The sequence below is a fragment of the Terriglobia bacterium genome (genome assembly GCA_020072785.1).
GTDB lineage: Bacteria > Acidobacteriota > Terriglobia > Acidiferrales > UBA7541 > Acidiferrum.
Window position 1 is genome coordinate 421,309 of the sequence record JAIQGG010000001.1, and the last position, 14,717, is coordinate 436,025.

General features: G+C 58.7%; 11 protein-coding genes and 1 tRNA gene. 11 read left to right on the forward strand and 1 reads right to left on the reverse strand.

The genetic code is table 11. From position 1 onward, the window contains the following. Nucleotides 1–137: 137 nt before the first annotated feature. The 7 genes from LAN61_01850 to LAN61_01880 all read left to right on the forward strand — a co-directional run bounded on the left by LAN61_01850 (nt 138) and on the right by LAN61_01880 (nt 6,730). A complete protein-coding gene (locus LAN61_01850) occupies nt 138–1,343 on the forward strand; it encodes a site-specific DNA-methyltransferase (GenBank protein MBZ5539241.1) in 1,206 nt (401 codons plus the stop codon). A gap of 123 nt (nt 1,344–1,466) precedes the next feature. Beyond that, nucleotides 1,467–2,234 carry a restriction endonuclease gene (locus tag LAN61_01855; protein MBZ5539242.1) on the forward strand — a complete coding sequence of 256 codons (768 nt, stop codon included), beginning with the start codon at nt 1,467–1,469 and terminating at the stop codon, nt 2,232–2,234. Between the two features lie 114 nt (nt 2,235–2,348). Next, nucleotides 2,349–3,278 carry a hypothetical protein gene (locus LAN61_01860; GenBank protein ID MBZ5539243.1) on the forward strand — a complete coding sequence of 310 codons (930 nt, stop codon included), beginning with the start codon at nt 2,349–2,351 and terminating at the stop codon, nt 3,276–3,278. A 172-nt stretch (nt 3,279–3,450) separates the two neighbouring features. Further along, nucleotides 3,451–3,609, forward strand: a complete 159-nt coding sequence (locus LAN61_01865; GenBank protein ID MBZ5539244.1) for a hypothetical protein — start codon at nt 3,451–3,453, stop codon at nt 3,607–3,609. Nucleotides 3,610–3,926: 317 nt separating this feature from the next. Then, nucleotides 3,927–4,646: an isoprenylcysteine carboxylmethyltransferase family protein gene (locus LAN61_01870; GenBank protein ID MBZ5539245.1), complete on the forward strand. Its 720-nt coding sequence runs from the start codon at nt 3,927–3,929 to the stop codon at nt 4,644–4,646. A gap of 805 nt (nt 4,647–5,451) precedes the next feature. Continuing rightward, on the forward strand, nt 5,452–6,579 hold the full coding sequence (locus LAN61_01875) for an NAD(P)/FAD-dependent oxidoreductase (GenBank protein MBZ5539246.1): 1,128 nt from the start codon (nt 5,452–5,454) through the stop codon (nt 6,577–6,579). Nucleotides 6,580–6,655: 76 nt separating this feature from the next. Then, nucleotides 6,656–6,730, forward strand: a tRNA-Asn gene (locus LAN61_01880). Between the two features lie 42 nt (nt 6,731–6,772). Here the strand turns inward: LAN61_01880 and LAN61_01885 are convergent. Beyond that, nucleotides 6,773–9,637: a winged helix-turn-helix domain-containing protein gene (locus LAN61_01885; GenBank protein MBZ5539247.1), complete on the reverse strand. Its 2,865-nt coding sequence runs from the start codon at nt 9,635–9,637 to the stop codon at nt 6,773–6,775. Between the two features lie 226 nt (nt 9,638–9,863). Between LAN61_01885 and LAN61_01890 the strand changes: the two genes are divergently transcribed. The 4 genes from LAN61_01890 to LAN61_01905 all read left to right on the forward strand — a co-directional run bounded on the left by LAN61_01890 (nt 9,864) and on the right by LAN61_01905 (nt 14,570). Further along, the gene (locus LAN61_01890; protein MBZ5539248.1) at nt 9,864–10,520 is read left to right on the forward strand and encodes a hypothetical protein; all 657 of its coding nucleotides are present in this window, start codon (nt 9,864–9,866) and stop codon (nt 10,518–10,520) included. A gap of 139 nt (nt 10,521–10,659) precedes the next feature. After that, complete coding sequence (locus tag LAN61_01895) at nt 10,660–11,955, forward strand: hypothetical protein (GenBank protein ID MBZ5539249.1); 1,296 nt, start codon at nt 10,660–10,662, stop codon at nt 11,953–11,955. Between the two features lie 28 nt (nt 11,956–11,983). Beyond that, entirely contained in the window at nt 11,984–13,393 is a 1,410-nt protein-coding gene (locus LAN61_01900; GenBank protein MBZ5539250.1) for a hypothetical protein, read from the forward strand. A gap of 67 nt (nt 13,394–13,460) precedes the next feature. Beyond that, nucleotides 13,461–14,570 (forward strand): hypothetical protein, encoded by a 1,110-nt coding sequence (locus LAN61_01905; GenBank protein MBZ5539251.1) that lies wholly within the window; start codon nt 13,461–13,463, stop codon nt 14,568–14,570. Nucleotides 14,571–14,717: the final 147 nt, after the last annotated feature.

Here is a 14,717-nt window from a genome sequence, read left to right on the forward strand (position 1 = left end):
CCCCGCCGCCCTTCCGCCCACCGCCCCCCGCACCACCCCTCACGATCATTCTCTTGACACTCGTACCCCTTCGATCAACGATCCCGATCGCCCGCGCACTTCCCCGTAGCCCGCGGAGAAGACGCCCAAACCACCCCATGACGCCGCCCAAACTCAGCGCGAAGCCCCACGGTTCCCACCCCTCCGTCTCCAACCCTCTGCCTCCTCCCGTCTTCCACGACCCCCGCCACAACATCAAAATCTACCAGGGCGATTGCCTCGACATCCTGGAAAAAATTCCCGAAAACTCCGTGGACCTCGTCTTCGCCGACCCCCCGTACTTCCTTTCCAACGGCGGCATCACCTGCCACGCCGGCCGCATGGTCAGCGTCAACAAAGGCGAATGGGACAAATCCAAAGGCCCCGGCGCCAATCACGAATTCAACCGCTCCTGGCTCGCCGCCTGCCAGCGCGTCCTCAAACCCAACGGCTCCATCTGGGTCAGCGGCACCGCCCACGTCATTCATTCCGTCGGCTTCGCCATGCAGCAGCTCGGTTTCAAGCTCCTCAACGACATTTCCTGGGTCAAACCCAATCCCCCGCCCAATCTCTCCTGCCGCTACTTTACCCACGCCACCGAAACCATCATCTGGGCCGCCAAGGACAAAAAGTCCCGCCACACCTTCAATTACAAGCTCATGAAGGAAACCAACGGCGGCAAGCAGATGAAGTCCGTCTGGACCATCCCTCCTCCCGAGCCCTGGGAGAAGAAGTTCGGCAAGCACCCCACGCAGAAACCAGTGGCCCTGCTCGAACGCATCCTCCTCGCCTCCTCCCACGAAGGCGACCTGGTCCTCGATCCCTTCCTCGGCGGTGGCACCACCTTGCTCACCGCCTTCCGCCTCCGCCGCCACGCCTTCGGCTGCGAACTCTCTCTCGAATCCGTCAGCCTCTCCCTCCGCCGCATCAGTTCCGAATTGGTACAGGTCGATCTTTCTATTTCCTGCCTTCAGTTTTCCCTTGATCCGTTTCCCGATCCTATGGATCGATCCAATAGCGCCGACGTCTCGCCGGCTCGTTTGTCATCCCGAGCGCAGCGAGGGATCTGCTTTTCGCTCGGGTGTAGTGGCCGATCTTCAGATCGGCAAGCGAGCGCCAGCGAGCTCTCTTACATGCCGCCTCAGTTCCAACTCGTCCAGCAGGAGCGCCGCTTCTACTTCATCGGCCGCTCGAAGCGCGAGGTCATCTTCACCGTCCTCGCCGAATCTCTCGACGACGCCTGGCAAAAATTCCGCGCCTCCGGCCGCTCCGACTCCGACGCCCTCTTCATCATCAAAACCGAAACCGAAATCTATCTGGCCTAATCGGCAGTGGTGTTATGTAGCCGCCGGGCTTTAGCCCGGCCTCTTCGCTCTTGTTCTTGCGTAGCGCCGTCCCTTTAGGGCGGCATCTTTCTTCTCGGACGCTACCCGTGATCTAATCCCTGCGTGGACCTGCGTATTCCCACTGCTGGCCTCGACCGCTACAAGAGCGCCTCCCAACGCGCCCGCGTAGGAACGGAAGCATGGGGTGAACTAAATCTTTTCTGTGTGAACTGTACTTCGGATAGTCTGGACCGCACTCGCACGAACACACCCGCCGTCGATTTTACCTGCCCAAAATGCGCCGAGCGTTTCCAACTCAAAAGCCAGAAAAGAAGGTTGGGCAACACTCTCACCGACGGCGCTTACGAGAAAATGCAGGAGGCAATTGAGACCGACAAGACCCCTAACATATTAGCCCTCCACTATGAGCCGGAACGGTGGAGCGTGAGCAACCTCCTTTTGGTTCCACGCTTTAGCTATACGCTTTCTGTAATCAAAAAGCGGAATCCGCTAAGTCCTACTGCTGAGCGGCATGACTGGGTAGGATGTTCGATAATGCTCGGAGATATCCCCGCTGAGGCCAAAATTCCACTCATAACAAATGGCAGCGTCCACCCCGCAACCCAAGTGAGGAGGCAATACAACAAACTACGCGATCTAGGCAAAATGAGCGTTGAAGCAAGGGGATGGACCCTGGACGTTCTCCGAGTCGTGCATTCCTTGGGTAAACGGGATTTTTTCCTGCATGATGTGTATGACTTCGAACACGATCTTTTTCGTCTGCACCCCGCAAACCGACACATTCAGCAGAAGATTCGACAACAACTACAAGAGCTAAGAGACATGGGCATTCTTCAATTCCTTGGCCGCGGCCGCTACCGCCTCCTCTAATTAATTATTCGAATGCCGTTACACAGGCCTCACGCCGTCCATCTCTGCCAGCCGCATATTGGACGTGCCATAAACGACTTTACGAGGCCAGTCGTGGTATAGAATCGTTAAGCAATGGCGAATCCTAAGAAATCAAGAATCCTCGATGAACTCCGCCAGCGCTTTGGAGACGTTCGCAAACTCAAGGGTAGTGAATCGCTGTTCGTCATCGGAGACGAAGCGGCACGTGTCTACTTCCGGTATTCCAAGGTGCATGCAGGAGGCCGCACTTTCTTCGGACTGCGCGAAGTAGACTTGCGTCAACTCGAAGGACATAACTCGTTTCTGTGCTTCCTCCTCAACGACGGTTCACCACCGGTCTTCGTTCCGTATCTGGATTTCGAAGAAGTCTTTGCTAATGCCCAGCCAGCAAAGGACGGACAGTATAAGGTTCAGCTTACTAATCAAGCGAATGCTCTGGAGCTCTACGTGGCCCGGCAAGGAAGATTCAACGTCGAGGCGTATGTCGGATTCGAAACACTTGAGCGCAGCCTGGAGGCCGAAAAACTCCGTGAGGCGAGTTCTCTCTCACATTCCCAGGTTCAAACGCTCCTTGCCGGAATTGGCCATGCAAAAGGGTATGAAGTATTCGTGCCTGAATCCGACATCGGAAAACTTGACTGGTCTCTGACCAAGGACTTTCCACTCCGTCGCCACCTGCCGGAAGGATTTGATCAAGTGCGTGGAATTCTCCGCGAAATTGATGTCGTGTGGGTTGCGAATGGTAGGAACAAGATTGAGGGCCTGTACGAGGTTGAGCACTCAACGCCTGTCTACTCCGGATTGCTGCGATTCAATGACATCTTGTTGACGGACCCAAGGGTTTCACGGTTTTCAATCGTGTCGAACGACGTCAGAAGGGACCTTTTCTCGCGGCAACTTTTCCGGCCAACTTTCAAGAAAAGTGGCCTTGCAGAACTGTGCAGCTTTCTTGAATACGCTAACGTCTTCGCTTGGCACCGGCGCCTCTTGAAAGGAGATTCACATGATGCGGCGAACCCATAACCTGAGACTATACACTGTGGTTGAAGTCTGGCGCGGCATCGCCGCGGGCGCAAAGAACTTCACTCGATTACGGGATGCGGAGAAGTACATGCGGCGTCTTCGTCAAGGGCGTAATTTGGTGGATGACGACGTGCAGCTTTTCCGGAGCTCAGTCCGAGTCTCAGCGTGAATCATGCCCTGCATCGCGGACGCAGCCCTCTGCGCGAAGGATCAGAGTTGCACCGACGATGTTATCGCATTCCCTGAACCCATAGTCCGCCAGCAACTGCAGCTCTTGCGGGACATGGGCTTCCTCGAATTCCTCGGCGGCGGCGACTACCGCCTGAAGTAACCCTGTCCCCGGACACGCCTTTCGTCCCCCAACCCGTCATCCAGTCCGGCTTCCAGCAAACTCCTTTCCCTACTGCTCTCACGCCCTCCGATTCCGAAAAAACGAAGAACCCCTCCTTTATTTTCCTGCGAAGCGCGCCGCGATTGCTTCCCCACCGCGTCCGTGGCGATCTGCGCTTGACACGCGAGGGTGGCCGGCCTATGGTCTTGCCAAAAATAGACTGGCAATCGTCAATTCCGAATCCTTTTTGACCGGCCCACAGGCCCAGTCTTACCACCCACGGGGTGCAAGCGCGTTCGCTGGCCAGGAGGTTCGCCATGAAGAGAATCTGGGCATTGTTCTATGGTGTGCTGTGCTATCTGGTTTTCTTGGCCAGTTTTTTGTGCGCGATCTGGTTTGTCTGGACGCTCGACGCGCCGCACCCGGCCGCGCCGTGGCCGCAAAACTTCCTGATTAACACTGGCCTGCTCGCGCTGTTTGCCGTTCAGCACAGCGTCATGGCCCGCCAATGGTTCAAGCGCATCTGGACGCGGCTTGTTCCGCCGCCGGTGGAACGCAGTACCTACGTCCTGATCGCGAGTCTCCTGCTGCTCTTGCTGGTTCGTACTTGGCAAGCCATGCCCGCGCTGGTCTGGAGCGTGCAGAGCCCTGCCGGCCGGCTCCTTCTTCACGGCCTCTTCGCGGCCGGCTGGCTGATTGTCCTGGTTTCTACCTTTTTGATTGATCACTTTGACCTCTTTGGACTGAAACAAGTGTGGACTTACTGGCGCGGACAAGCCTATCCGCCTCCGGCATTTCGGACCCCCAGCTTCTACAAGTGGGTTCGCCATCCCATCTACCTGGGTTTCATCATCGCCTTCTGGAGCGCGCCGCAAATGACCTTTGGACATCTCTACTTCGCGGCGATGTGCACGGCGTACATCGTGGTGGCCATCCAATTCGAGGAACGCGACTTGATTACCTTCCACGGCGAGGCCTACCGCGTTTACCGGAGCGGCGTGTCCATGCTGACCCCCTGGCCCAAGGGAAAGAAGTGAAAGCGTAGAATTCGCCAGCCTGTCCTCAGCGGTGGCGGATAGCCGGGTGCCGCAAACGCTAGCCCCTCAGACGAATTTGGGTGCCGCATCCTTGCGGTTTTTGCAGGGGTGCGGGTTTTGATTTTGCGTTTCGGTTGCTCGAAGTTCACTCCCGAATGCACTCCCGTAGCGGGTGTCACTCTGAACGGCTGCTTCGGATTTGTTCTTTCCGGTCCATCCCTTTTCGAATACTACTACTAAATAATATTGACGTTCAGTACCGCGTGAATTATACTTCCTGCAGTTTCCGGCGCGGAGGAGACGGAGCCACACTCCTTGTCCGCGCAACCTCCGCCCCATCCATTCTTCCACCCCGCCCGTCCCTCCTCAGAGAACGGCTTCCAGCGAACTCCTTTGTTTTCTGCTCTTACGCCCTCCTGCCTCCCTTGCACGAATCATCGTCTCCACCTATGCGCCGCGGGCCACGAGTCACCAGTCACGAGTCACGAGTCACCAGCTCCTTTTCCTGCCTTCACACCTTCCTTTTTCAAACTTTCAACCTTCAACTTTCAACTTTCGACCTCTTCTCTTCATCCCCCTTTCTTTTCTTCATCTTACACACTCTTTTCTCCCACGAACGAACAACAACTCCCGCGCAATCAATCACTTCCGCACTCTTTTGCCTACAACGGGGGGGTGGGTAGGGGGTGCTCCCCAAAAATTTCCACTCGATTCCCAAACCCGCTGTTATCAGCGATTTTCGCACCCCCTGCTTTCCTGCCTGATCGTTCTCATTTCGTTCCTGCTGTCGTATCCTGCTTGGGCGATGGACCAGGCCAAAATACTGATCATCGGCGGCGGGGTGGTGGGCTGCGCGATTGCCCGCGAATTGTCGCGGCGCTGGGACGACGTCTATCTGGTGGAGGCGCTGCCCAAGCCCGGTATGGCCACCAGCACCCGCAACAGCGGCGTCATCCACTCCGGGCTCTACTACCCCAAGGATTCGCTGAAGGCCCGGCACTGCCTGGCGGGCAACCGCCTGACGTACGAATTCTGCGCCGCGCATGGCGTGCCGCACCGCCGCACCGGCAAGCTCATCGTGGCGGCGAATGCCCACGAGGCGGAGGAGCTGGCGCCGCTGCAGCGGCGTGGCGAGGCCAACGGCGTTGCGGGCTTGCGCCTGCTGGACGCGGCGGGGATCCGCGCGCGCGAGCCGCACGTTGCCGGCGTGGCCGCGCTGGAGGTGCCTTCCACGGGGATCCTCTCGGCGGAGGAGCTGGTGAAGGCCTACGCGCGGGTGGCGGCGGAGCAGGGCGCCAGCATCGTGACCCGCGCGCGGGTGACGGCGCTCGAGCCGCGCGGGGCGGCCATCCGCGCGGAGCTGCGCATCGGCGACGAGGAGTCGAGCCAGCGCGAGACAATCGAGGCGCGCTGCGTGGTCAACGCCGCGGGGCTGTACTCCGACGAAGTGGCGGCGCTGCTCGGCAATCGCTCCTGGAAAATCTATCCGGTGCGCGGCGAGTATTGCGAGATGCGCGGCGCGCAGGCTGGGCTGATCAACGCGCTGGTCTATCCGCTGCCCCACGCCGATATGCTGACGCTTGGCGCGCACTTCACCAAGACACTGTGGGGCACCGTGCTGGTGGGGCCGACGGCGCGCTACATCGCGGACAAGAACGACTATGAGCATGACCGCCTCAAGCCCGCGGACTTTGCCGCCAGCGCCAGGGTTCTGCTGCCGGAGATCGGGGAGAGCGACCTGCACCTGGCCTATTCGGGAATCCGGCCGAAGCTGGTGCCGCCGGGCGAGAAGGGCCCGGCGGATTTCGTGATCGCCCGCGACCCCGGCGTGCCGCAGGCCATTCAGTTGGTGGGGATCGAGTCGCCGGGGCTGACCTCCGCGCCGTCCATCGCCGGGCATGTGGCCGCGCTCGTCGCGGAAGTGCTGGCCTGAGGCCCGCGTTGACAGCCTTGCAAAGGCTTCGCTAGACTGAGCCCGTCAGTGCAGCGAGCCTTTCTGCTTCTGCGGTTCCCCGGTAGCTCAACGGTAGAGCATTCGGCTGTTAACCGAAGGGTTGCAAGTTCGAATCTTGCCCGGGGAGCCATTCTCTTCATCACAAATGAATTGAAGGATTTCCGAGCCGCATTTAGAAGATTTGAGTTGAGGAAAGAAGTTGTGTGGCCTTGCGCGAGACCAGTTCGAAGCCGCGGTCGTGCGTTTCCTTGGCGAGAGCCTGCAGCTGAACGCGGGCGATGCGAGGATTGTAGCGGAGTTCCAGTTCTCCGAGCGCGAGGCGAGCGGCGCACTCCAGGGTGTAATTTCCCTGCTTTCGTGCAGCGGCAATCACGGTTTGCAGATGCGTTCTGGCCACTGCGAAAGCTTTGCTGTGAACCTTTGCTGCGGAATCTGTGGCGACTATCAGACGGGCATCCTGAATCGAGAGGCTCATCTGCAGCGTCCAATCGGAGACGGAGTGACTCAGCTGTTCCGCGCGGAACAGACTCTTGCGCGCGTCATCCAGTTTTCCTTCCCTCTGGAGCGCGCGGCTGAGAAGCAGGAACGCGTTGCTCGCGCCGCCGGAATCTTTCTGTTGTTCAAAACCGGCAGATAGATTTCGCAGAGATTTCTCCGCTTCGGCAGTATGTTCTTCTTCCAGGGCAACCAGCGCCAAATTCATTTTCACGCCCGGGAGCAAATCCTGAGCATCCGCTTTGGTATAGATTTCCAGCGCTTCCTGGTATTTCTCCCGAGCTTCAGAGAGATTGCCTTGCGATTTCAAAATATCGCCCAGCACGCCGATGGCGGAGCCGTTTTGCCGCGCGATCATCTGGGCAGCGCAGGCCTTTAAAGCTGGTTCGATGTGACTGCGTGCAGTTTGCAAATCCCCCATCGTCACCGAGAGAGAGGCGATGTTGTAATGGGCATAGCAGCCGCGGGAGGGAGAAATGGACTCATCGATCCGCAGCGCCTCATCGTACGTCTTATAGGCCGCGCGAAGATCGCCAAGGAATACAAGAACGCCGGCAAGGTTGGCAGCGGTTGCGGAGATGCCGCTCTTGTTGCCGGATTTCTCGTATTTCTTGCGCGAATCTCGAAAACTTTGTGCGGCTTCTTCCAGGCGGCTCATATTTTCATAGGTATTGCCCATGCCGTTCAAAACGCCAGCGATTAATTCACTGCCGCCCAGCTCCCGCGCGAGCTGCAATGCTTGTTTCAATGTCTGGAGAGAAAGCTGGTAGTGGCCCTCATCGGATTGCCGGGCAGCTTGGAGCATGAGCGTTTTTGTAACGCCCGCGCGATCTCCAAGAGTTTCAAAGACGGAGCGTGCTTCATCGCAAGTAGCCATGGCCTCGGCGGGCCGCCCGACGAACAATAGATTGGTGCACTCGGAAACTCTTGCCCTGGCATAGAGCAGTTTTTGCCCACGCGCAGCGGCCTTTCGGGCAGTGCTCTCGAGGAGCGCATACTGCCGCGGGCGGTCATAGGTGGAAACAGCCCATTGTTCGTTGAAGTCTATGCGCGGATCATCGGAGAGGGGGAAAGGCAATCTGCGAAGCGAGTTCAGCGTAGCGATTGCGTCCTGCAGATGGCCAGCTTGAATTTGAGCGGCCGATAGAGAGAGGCCGCACTCCAGACAATCAGGGTAATAAGCATAGAGTGCGCCGTAGTCCGAAGCCGCCTGGTCCATCTGGCCAAGGGTTTCGTAATAGTGGCCTTCGGTCAGTAATTTTTGTGTCGGCGAGAGATTGGCCGACAGATCGAGGGCTTTCCGTGCTTCCTCCTTTGCTCTCTGCCCATAGCCAAGTTGCTGCCAGGCATCCGAGAGCATGGAGTGAGCGAGGGGAAACTTGGGATCTGCCTTGACCGCCTGATCCAGGAGTTCGGCGGCCCCGAACGCGTCGAATTGGCGCAAGCGATCGAGACCCAGGGCATAGAAGCGAGCGGCTTCGCGGTTAGCCGGAAGTGTGGCGAACACGCTTGGTTCGTCCGTTTGCGGAAGATTGGGAACTCCGAGACGGTCACGCATCTTTCCGCCGATGCGGGAGACGAGTTGGAAAAGATCTTGATCGCTGCCGATTTCGGCGACTTCCGTCAGGATTTCACCCGTCTTTGCATCCTGGAGGCGCACGTCCAGCCGCAACTGGCGAGATCCACGGCCGCCTATGCTGGTATAGGCGCCAAGCACCAAGAAATCACTGTTGAGAGACGTGCCGATGCGCGAAGTCGTGAGCTGGCCGAGCGTATCCGCCGGCGACCAGGGAGCAGACAACCGCAAATGGGAGACGTCTTCACCCGGCACGAGACGCAGTTTTCCGCCCGCGGCAAGCTCGGTGTTCATCATTTCGGAAAGAGCCGTGGAGAGCCAGGCGTCCTCCGGCTTGCCGGAGACATTGTAAAAGCCGAGGACGGCGATAGCCCGTCGTGTGAGGACCGGCCTGATCGCTGCTTCGGTGGTACTACCCACAGATCGCCGGCGGCCATGCCGGCGATACGCAGCGATTCCCGCGAGAGCGAGAAGAGATATTCCAAGAAGGATAGCGATCCGCTGGCCGGATTGCCTGATTGCCAGCCGCGGAGCTGGGCCGTGAATTGGAGAATGCCTTACTCCGTTTGCGGGAAGGGAAACGAAATCCAAGTTCTGGCGGGAGGAAGCTGCCTGGGGCGCCTCCCGAGTTACGGGGGCAATGAAACGGTAGCCGCGCTTGGGAATGGTCTCAATGAATTGAGGCTTCTCCGAGGCATCGTTCAGGGCGACCCGCAATTTCTTCATTGCGGCGTTCAATCCGCCATCAAAATCGACGAAGGTGCCGTCCGGCCAGAGAGTCTGACGGATCGTTTCTCGTGTCACCACCTGGCCGGGATGCTCCAGGAGCAGGGCCAGGATTCGGAAAGGCTGTTCTTGAAGCTTGACCCGGATTTCGTTGCGGTGCAGCAGACCATTTTGCAGGTCGGCCTTAAAGGTACCGAACCGCACCGCCGAAGAGGAGAGTACGGGGCCCTGCATCGCCAATTGCTACCTCTGGAGATGACTAGCGCGGGAGTATATCACGAGAACTCAAGCGTGACTCGATCGGTCACGTGTTCCGAACTGCTTGAAATGGCGGCAATTAGCAGGTCAGAAAAGAGTCAGTTTTTGGCCCTTTGACGATTCCTTCTCACGGCGTTAATTACCGTCCTGAGGCGAGGACCCTTTGGATGCCTCAACACCAATGATTTGGCAGACGGCGTGTGATTCGATGAGATGGCGTTTTTTCCGGCGGCGGGAACGTTCGATCGAGGTCTTGCAGGATTCCCTGTCCACCGTGAAATCGGCGGCGCACTTTTGCTCCACTCCCTGGTCGATAGTGCGGGAGATTCTGGAGCTAGCGGAAGTGCGTCCCGAGGATGTCCTCTACGACCTGGGCTCCGGCGACGGACGCATCCCGATTCTGGCGGCCCAGGAATTTGGCTGCCGAGCCGTTGGGATTGAGAATGATCGCGATTTGTTCCTTTATTCCGCGAAGCGGGTCGTCGAACTGAATCTGCAAGATCGCGTTTCCTTCATCTACGGAAACTTCTTCGAGGCCGACCTGAGCTCGGCGAGCGTCGTCGTTCTGTACCTGCTGAGTGCCGTCAACGGACACCTGCGGGCGCGCCTCGCCAGCCAGCTGCGCGCCGGCAGCCGCGTGGTCGCGGTCGATTTCGATGTGCCGGGCTGGCGCGCGGAGCGCACGCTCTCCGTGGTGTCGGATGGAAACGTCGAATACACGCTCTATCTCTACCGGCGTTCCTCCTCCGGAGCGCTGTGGAAGGACGCGCCCGCGGACAGCGCTGCGCTCCCCGCTGGCAATGCAAACATCAGCATTTCGAAAGACGCACCGGGGAAAAAACCAAAAGGAAAAGAAAATGCATAAAGCGCTATGGATCGCCGTGATGGCACTGCTACTGGCGCCGCTCGCATTCGCACAGATACAAACTACCGCGCCCCCGCCGCTGAAGGGTGTGCAGCCGCAACCCCACGCATCGAGTGACTCCAGGCTCCGAGCGCCGGCCATGAAGATCAAGCTGGGCCTGCGGAAAACCAGTCCAAGGATCCTCAATCCGCGTGCCGCGCTGCATGATGCAGCCGTCACCGCTGTGCTGCAGAGGCAAAAGCAGGCGGCGGACATGGAGGCCGCCCAGATGAAAATCGGAATTCGCCCGGCGGGCCCGGCCGGATTGCCAGCGGTCCAATCCCAGCCAAAATTGCGGCCTCCATTGCAGCCCCAGCCACGGCCGATGCCGGCGCCCGGCGCCAATAGCCCCAACAAAGCAAAAGCCCCGGCCCCCGCAAACATCCAAAAAGCCCCGGCAACGGGAAGCCTCGCACCCGGGAAAGTTTCTGACGCTCCGGGAAATAATCCTTCTTTGTACGCGCAAGCGCATCAAATCGATACCACTGCATTAACCTGCGCCCATGACCCGACCATGAGGATTCTCAAGGTAAGCGGGGACGCCGCTCCAGCCACGTTTACTCCGATCGAAAAATATAACCTGTACACCATCTCCGGGTGCTCGTTTGGGGGATCCAACGCGAACAACAAGGTGTACATCTTTGGCAAGGGCAGCTTTCAAGGAAACTTCTTGATTCGATTTTGGAGCGAGAACTCCATCACGATCGCTTTGGATCCGGCTTTAAGCGGAGTTCCGGATCAGGACAATCTGACTCTGGTTGTTCAGCGTGCAGATGGCACGCAAACCAATAAGAATGGCTTCAAATTCTACGCCGCGAGGGGCGACCTTCAGGGGAATCCCGTTCCGGTAGCTGCAATTGCTTCCTCACAGTTCAGCGCGAAGATGCCTGTTGACCTGCAGACATTGATCCTGCCGAACACCTATACGTCCCCTTCGCCGGATTCCACTCCGGCAGACCCAACGACCGAAATAGAGCGGTTGTTTAATACCCCGCCATGGGGGCCGACGACGGATACTTTCCAATTTAGAAATCTGGCCGCAGGCTTCCTCCCCGCGAGCGCGAATTTAGTTTACTGGTACATCGTGCCCCCCGATTGCCCCCAGCTCCTGGAAGCGCCGAAGGTTCCGGTGCGCAAGGTGGGCGATCCCACCCTAGAGGTTCAGGGGAACTGGGATGTGGCGTGGGACGCCGGCAACCTCGTGATCCACACAACTGTGGAAGGATGCCGGCAACGCTATGCGGGTCCAGGGGGCAGCGATGCATCGTACTGGACGTCCTTTTCCCGGTACGCAGTCGAGGTGTGGGTACTTGGCCCGCGCTGCGTGAATCCCTGGACGGGACTTGCAGATCCCCAGTGCGTCAGTGACACCAAGAAACAACTGGGCCAGCTATAGGCGGCTGAAGTCTTAAGCGAAAGGAACAATGACGATGAACTTTCCAGCGAAAATGATTTGCGCGACGCTGTGCGGCGCCGTTCTGCTGGCGCCGCCGGCCCTCTCTCAGATACAAAATACAGCACCGCCGCCCCTGAAAGGGGTGCAGCCGCAAAATGGCCCGACGCGCCAAGGGCAGCCGCAAACCCCCGCTTCGAGCGACCCCAGGCTCCGGGCGTCTGGGATGAGGATCAAGCCGGGCCCGCCAAAGAGCAGCGCGAAGATCAGCAATCCTCATGCGGCCATACGCGACGCGGCGATCATTGCCGTGCTGCAAAGGCAAAAGCAGGCGGCGGACATCGAGGCGGCCCAGATGAAAATCGGGATTCGTCCAGCAGGCCAGGCGGGGCTCCCGGCGGTCCAATCACAACCGATGTCGAGCCCCGGCGCTAATAGCCCCAACAAAGCAAAGCCACCTAACCCGAACATCCAGATTTCTCCGGCGACGGGAAGCATCGGGCCTGGAAGAGTTTCCGGGGCTCCGGGGAATAGTTCCTCTCTGTACACGCAAGCGCAGCAAATCGATACGACGGTTCTAAGCTGCGGCCATGACCCGACCGTGAGGATTCTTAAGGTGAGCGGGGACGCCGCTCCGGCGACGTTTACCCCGGACGTGAAATACAACTTCTACACCGTTACGGGATGTTCCTTCGGCAATTTTGGCCCCAATGCCCAGGTCTATGTCTACAAAGGAGGCACTTTTCACCAGAAATTTCAGATTCAGGAATGGCACGAGAATTGGATCAAGCTCAATCTCGACCCGGCCCTGAGCGGTGTCCTGGATCAGGACAACCTGACCCTGGTCGTTCAGCGCGCCGATGGCATGCAAGCCAGCAAGAGCGGATTCAAATTCTATGCCGCGCGCGAAACGAAGCTGCTGCGCCAAATCCCCCAGCAATATTTCTCGCTCGACAAGTTCCGCCCCGACTATGCGGCCACATCGAATTGGCAGGCTACCTACACCTCTCCCTCGTCGGCCTCGGCAGAGCCTTTCTTTGCTGGTCTGACCGCCGAGGTGAGGTGGCTGTTTGGGGGGCAATCCGAACTGTCCAGCAGCAAGTTTGATCCGTATGTCCTGCGATCGGGGGATGACTTTTACGATTTCGGCCATCTGCAGCCGGGCTTCACGCCCGACTCCGCGTGGATGGAGTGGTCGGATATCGGCTGCGATCCGGGCAATCTGGTCACCGCAACCGGCGGAAAATTTGCGATCGAATGGACGAATGACAACCGGCTGCATGTTTTTTGGACGGGAGAAATTTGCAAAGCCCATCAGGGAGGTTTTGGCGTTCAAAGCGATGATTTTCAAGAGCCGCCAGGGTCGATGTACGGAGTGAACGTCTGGGTGACGGGCCCGCGGGGAGTGGATCCCTGGACAGGAAATCAGGCCCGTCCGTGAGCGTAACGTCCGACTAGCGGCAGCCCACCCTGGAAAGTCAAGGCAGCCAGCGGGCAAGAGCAATGAAATGTGGACGACGCAGACGAGGAGGTGCAGCGTGACAGGAATTAGAAAGACGAAATTGCCGGCGCTTTTGATCCTGGTGCTCGGCGCGGCGCTTTGTCCAGTGATGATCGGCCAGGGATCTCCCAAGCCGCTGAGCAACGCCGATGTGATCAAGATGGTGAAGAACGGCCTGCCGGAATCGGTGATCATCTCCTCCATTCGATCCAGCGCGTCACGATTTGATTTGTCGCCCAACGGACTGATCAGCTTGCACAAGGCAGGCGTCAGCCAAAAGACCATGGATGCGATGATGGCGGCTGGTGAAAGCAAAGCTCCCGCTGAGGCTGCGGCCCCTCCTTCCGGCGCCGCAGCAACAGCCCGCGCACAAGCGCCTCCGCCGCCCCAGACGAAGTCGAAGATCCCCGTGGCGGCTATATTGCAAAATGGGGCCTGGCAGAAATTGACCGTGGAGAAGGCGCAATTGGCGCAAACCAAGACCAAGCCAACCTCCATGGCCAAGCTGGCTGCGGACAGCGCGCTGCTGCAAGGCTTTCAGGCCACGATGAACTCCGCCACGGCGGAAGCGGCCAGCCATATTGGTTCGAGAACCGCGGGTTCCGCGCTGGGACAGGCGGGGGGCGTCTTTTCCGGCGTACTGGCTCAGCGCAAGCCAAAAATAACCTACGTCTGGGCGATCGCCAATCCTGCCTCTTCCAACGTCTTGCAGGAGGACACACCGGAATTCGCGGTGAGCTTCGCGGGCTTGCCGGGCGTAAATGCGGAGGACTTCGAGCCCGCCATCGTCAAACTCACTCCCGCGCAGAATGCGTTCCGGCTTGTCGGCGCAACGCAAGGGAAAGAGGATGCAACCTCCAGTTTCTCCGCTGACTGGGAGATCTATTCCGGATTTCTCGAGGAGCGGGTCAAGATTCAATCCCAGAAAATCGGAGACGGCCAATATCAGATCTCTCCCGCCTCGCCACTGGCACCCGGGGAATACGGGGTGGTGGTACGCCCGACATCGAAATCCAAGAAATTCTCCGGCGGAGATGTGGCGCGGTACCAAGGAGACGGAATGATGTTTGGCTCGGTGTGGTCGTTCCAAGTTTCAGCGGGAGAAAATGCACAATAGGAATTTGGAAAGCAGCGTCACAGGTAATTTCAACAGGCCACGCGGGCTGCGGTTTGAGCCGCGAGAACCAGGGCCAGGCCGGCTAGCTTGATGGTTCGGAGCGAGGGACATGGACACAACGTGTTCAAAATGTGGAGCGCCTTTCGG

Coding starts and splice junctions, on each gene's coding strand:
- LAN61_01850 (MBZ5539241.1), top strand. CDS start 138: ATGACGCCGCCCAAACTCAGCGCGAAGCCCCACGGTTCCCACCCCTCC.
- LAN61_01860 (MBZ5539243.1), top strand. CDS start 2,349: ATGGCGAATCCTAAGAAATCAAGAATCCTCGATGAACTCCGCCAGCGC.
- LAN61_01865 (MBZ5539244.1), top strand. CDS start 3,451: ATGCCCTGCATCGCGGACGCAGCCCTCTGCGCGAAGGATCAGAGTTGC.
- LAN61_01870 (MBZ5539245.1), top strand. CDS start 3,927: ATGAAGAGAATCTGGGCATTGTTCTATGGTGTGCTGTGCTATCTGGTT.
- LAN61_01875 (MBZ5539246.1), top strand. CDS start 5,452: ATGGACCAGGCCAAAATACTGATCATCGGCGGCGGGGTGGTGGGCTGC.
- LAN61_01890 (MBZ5539248.1), top strand. CDS start 9,864: ATGAGATGGCGTTTTTTCCGGCGGCGGGAACGTTCGATCGAGGTCTTG.
- LAN61_01895 (MBZ5539249.1), top strand. CDS start 10,660: ATGAAGATCAAGCTGGGCCTGCGGAAAACCAGTCCAAGGATCCTCAAT.
- LAN61_01900 (MBZ5539250.1), top strand. CDS start 11,984: ATGACGATGAACTTTCCAGCGAAAATGATTTGCGCGACGCTGTGCGGC.
- LAN61_01905 (MBZ5539251.1), top strand. CDS start 13,461: ATGTGGACGACGCAGACGAGGAGGTGCAGCGTGACAGGAATTAGAAAG.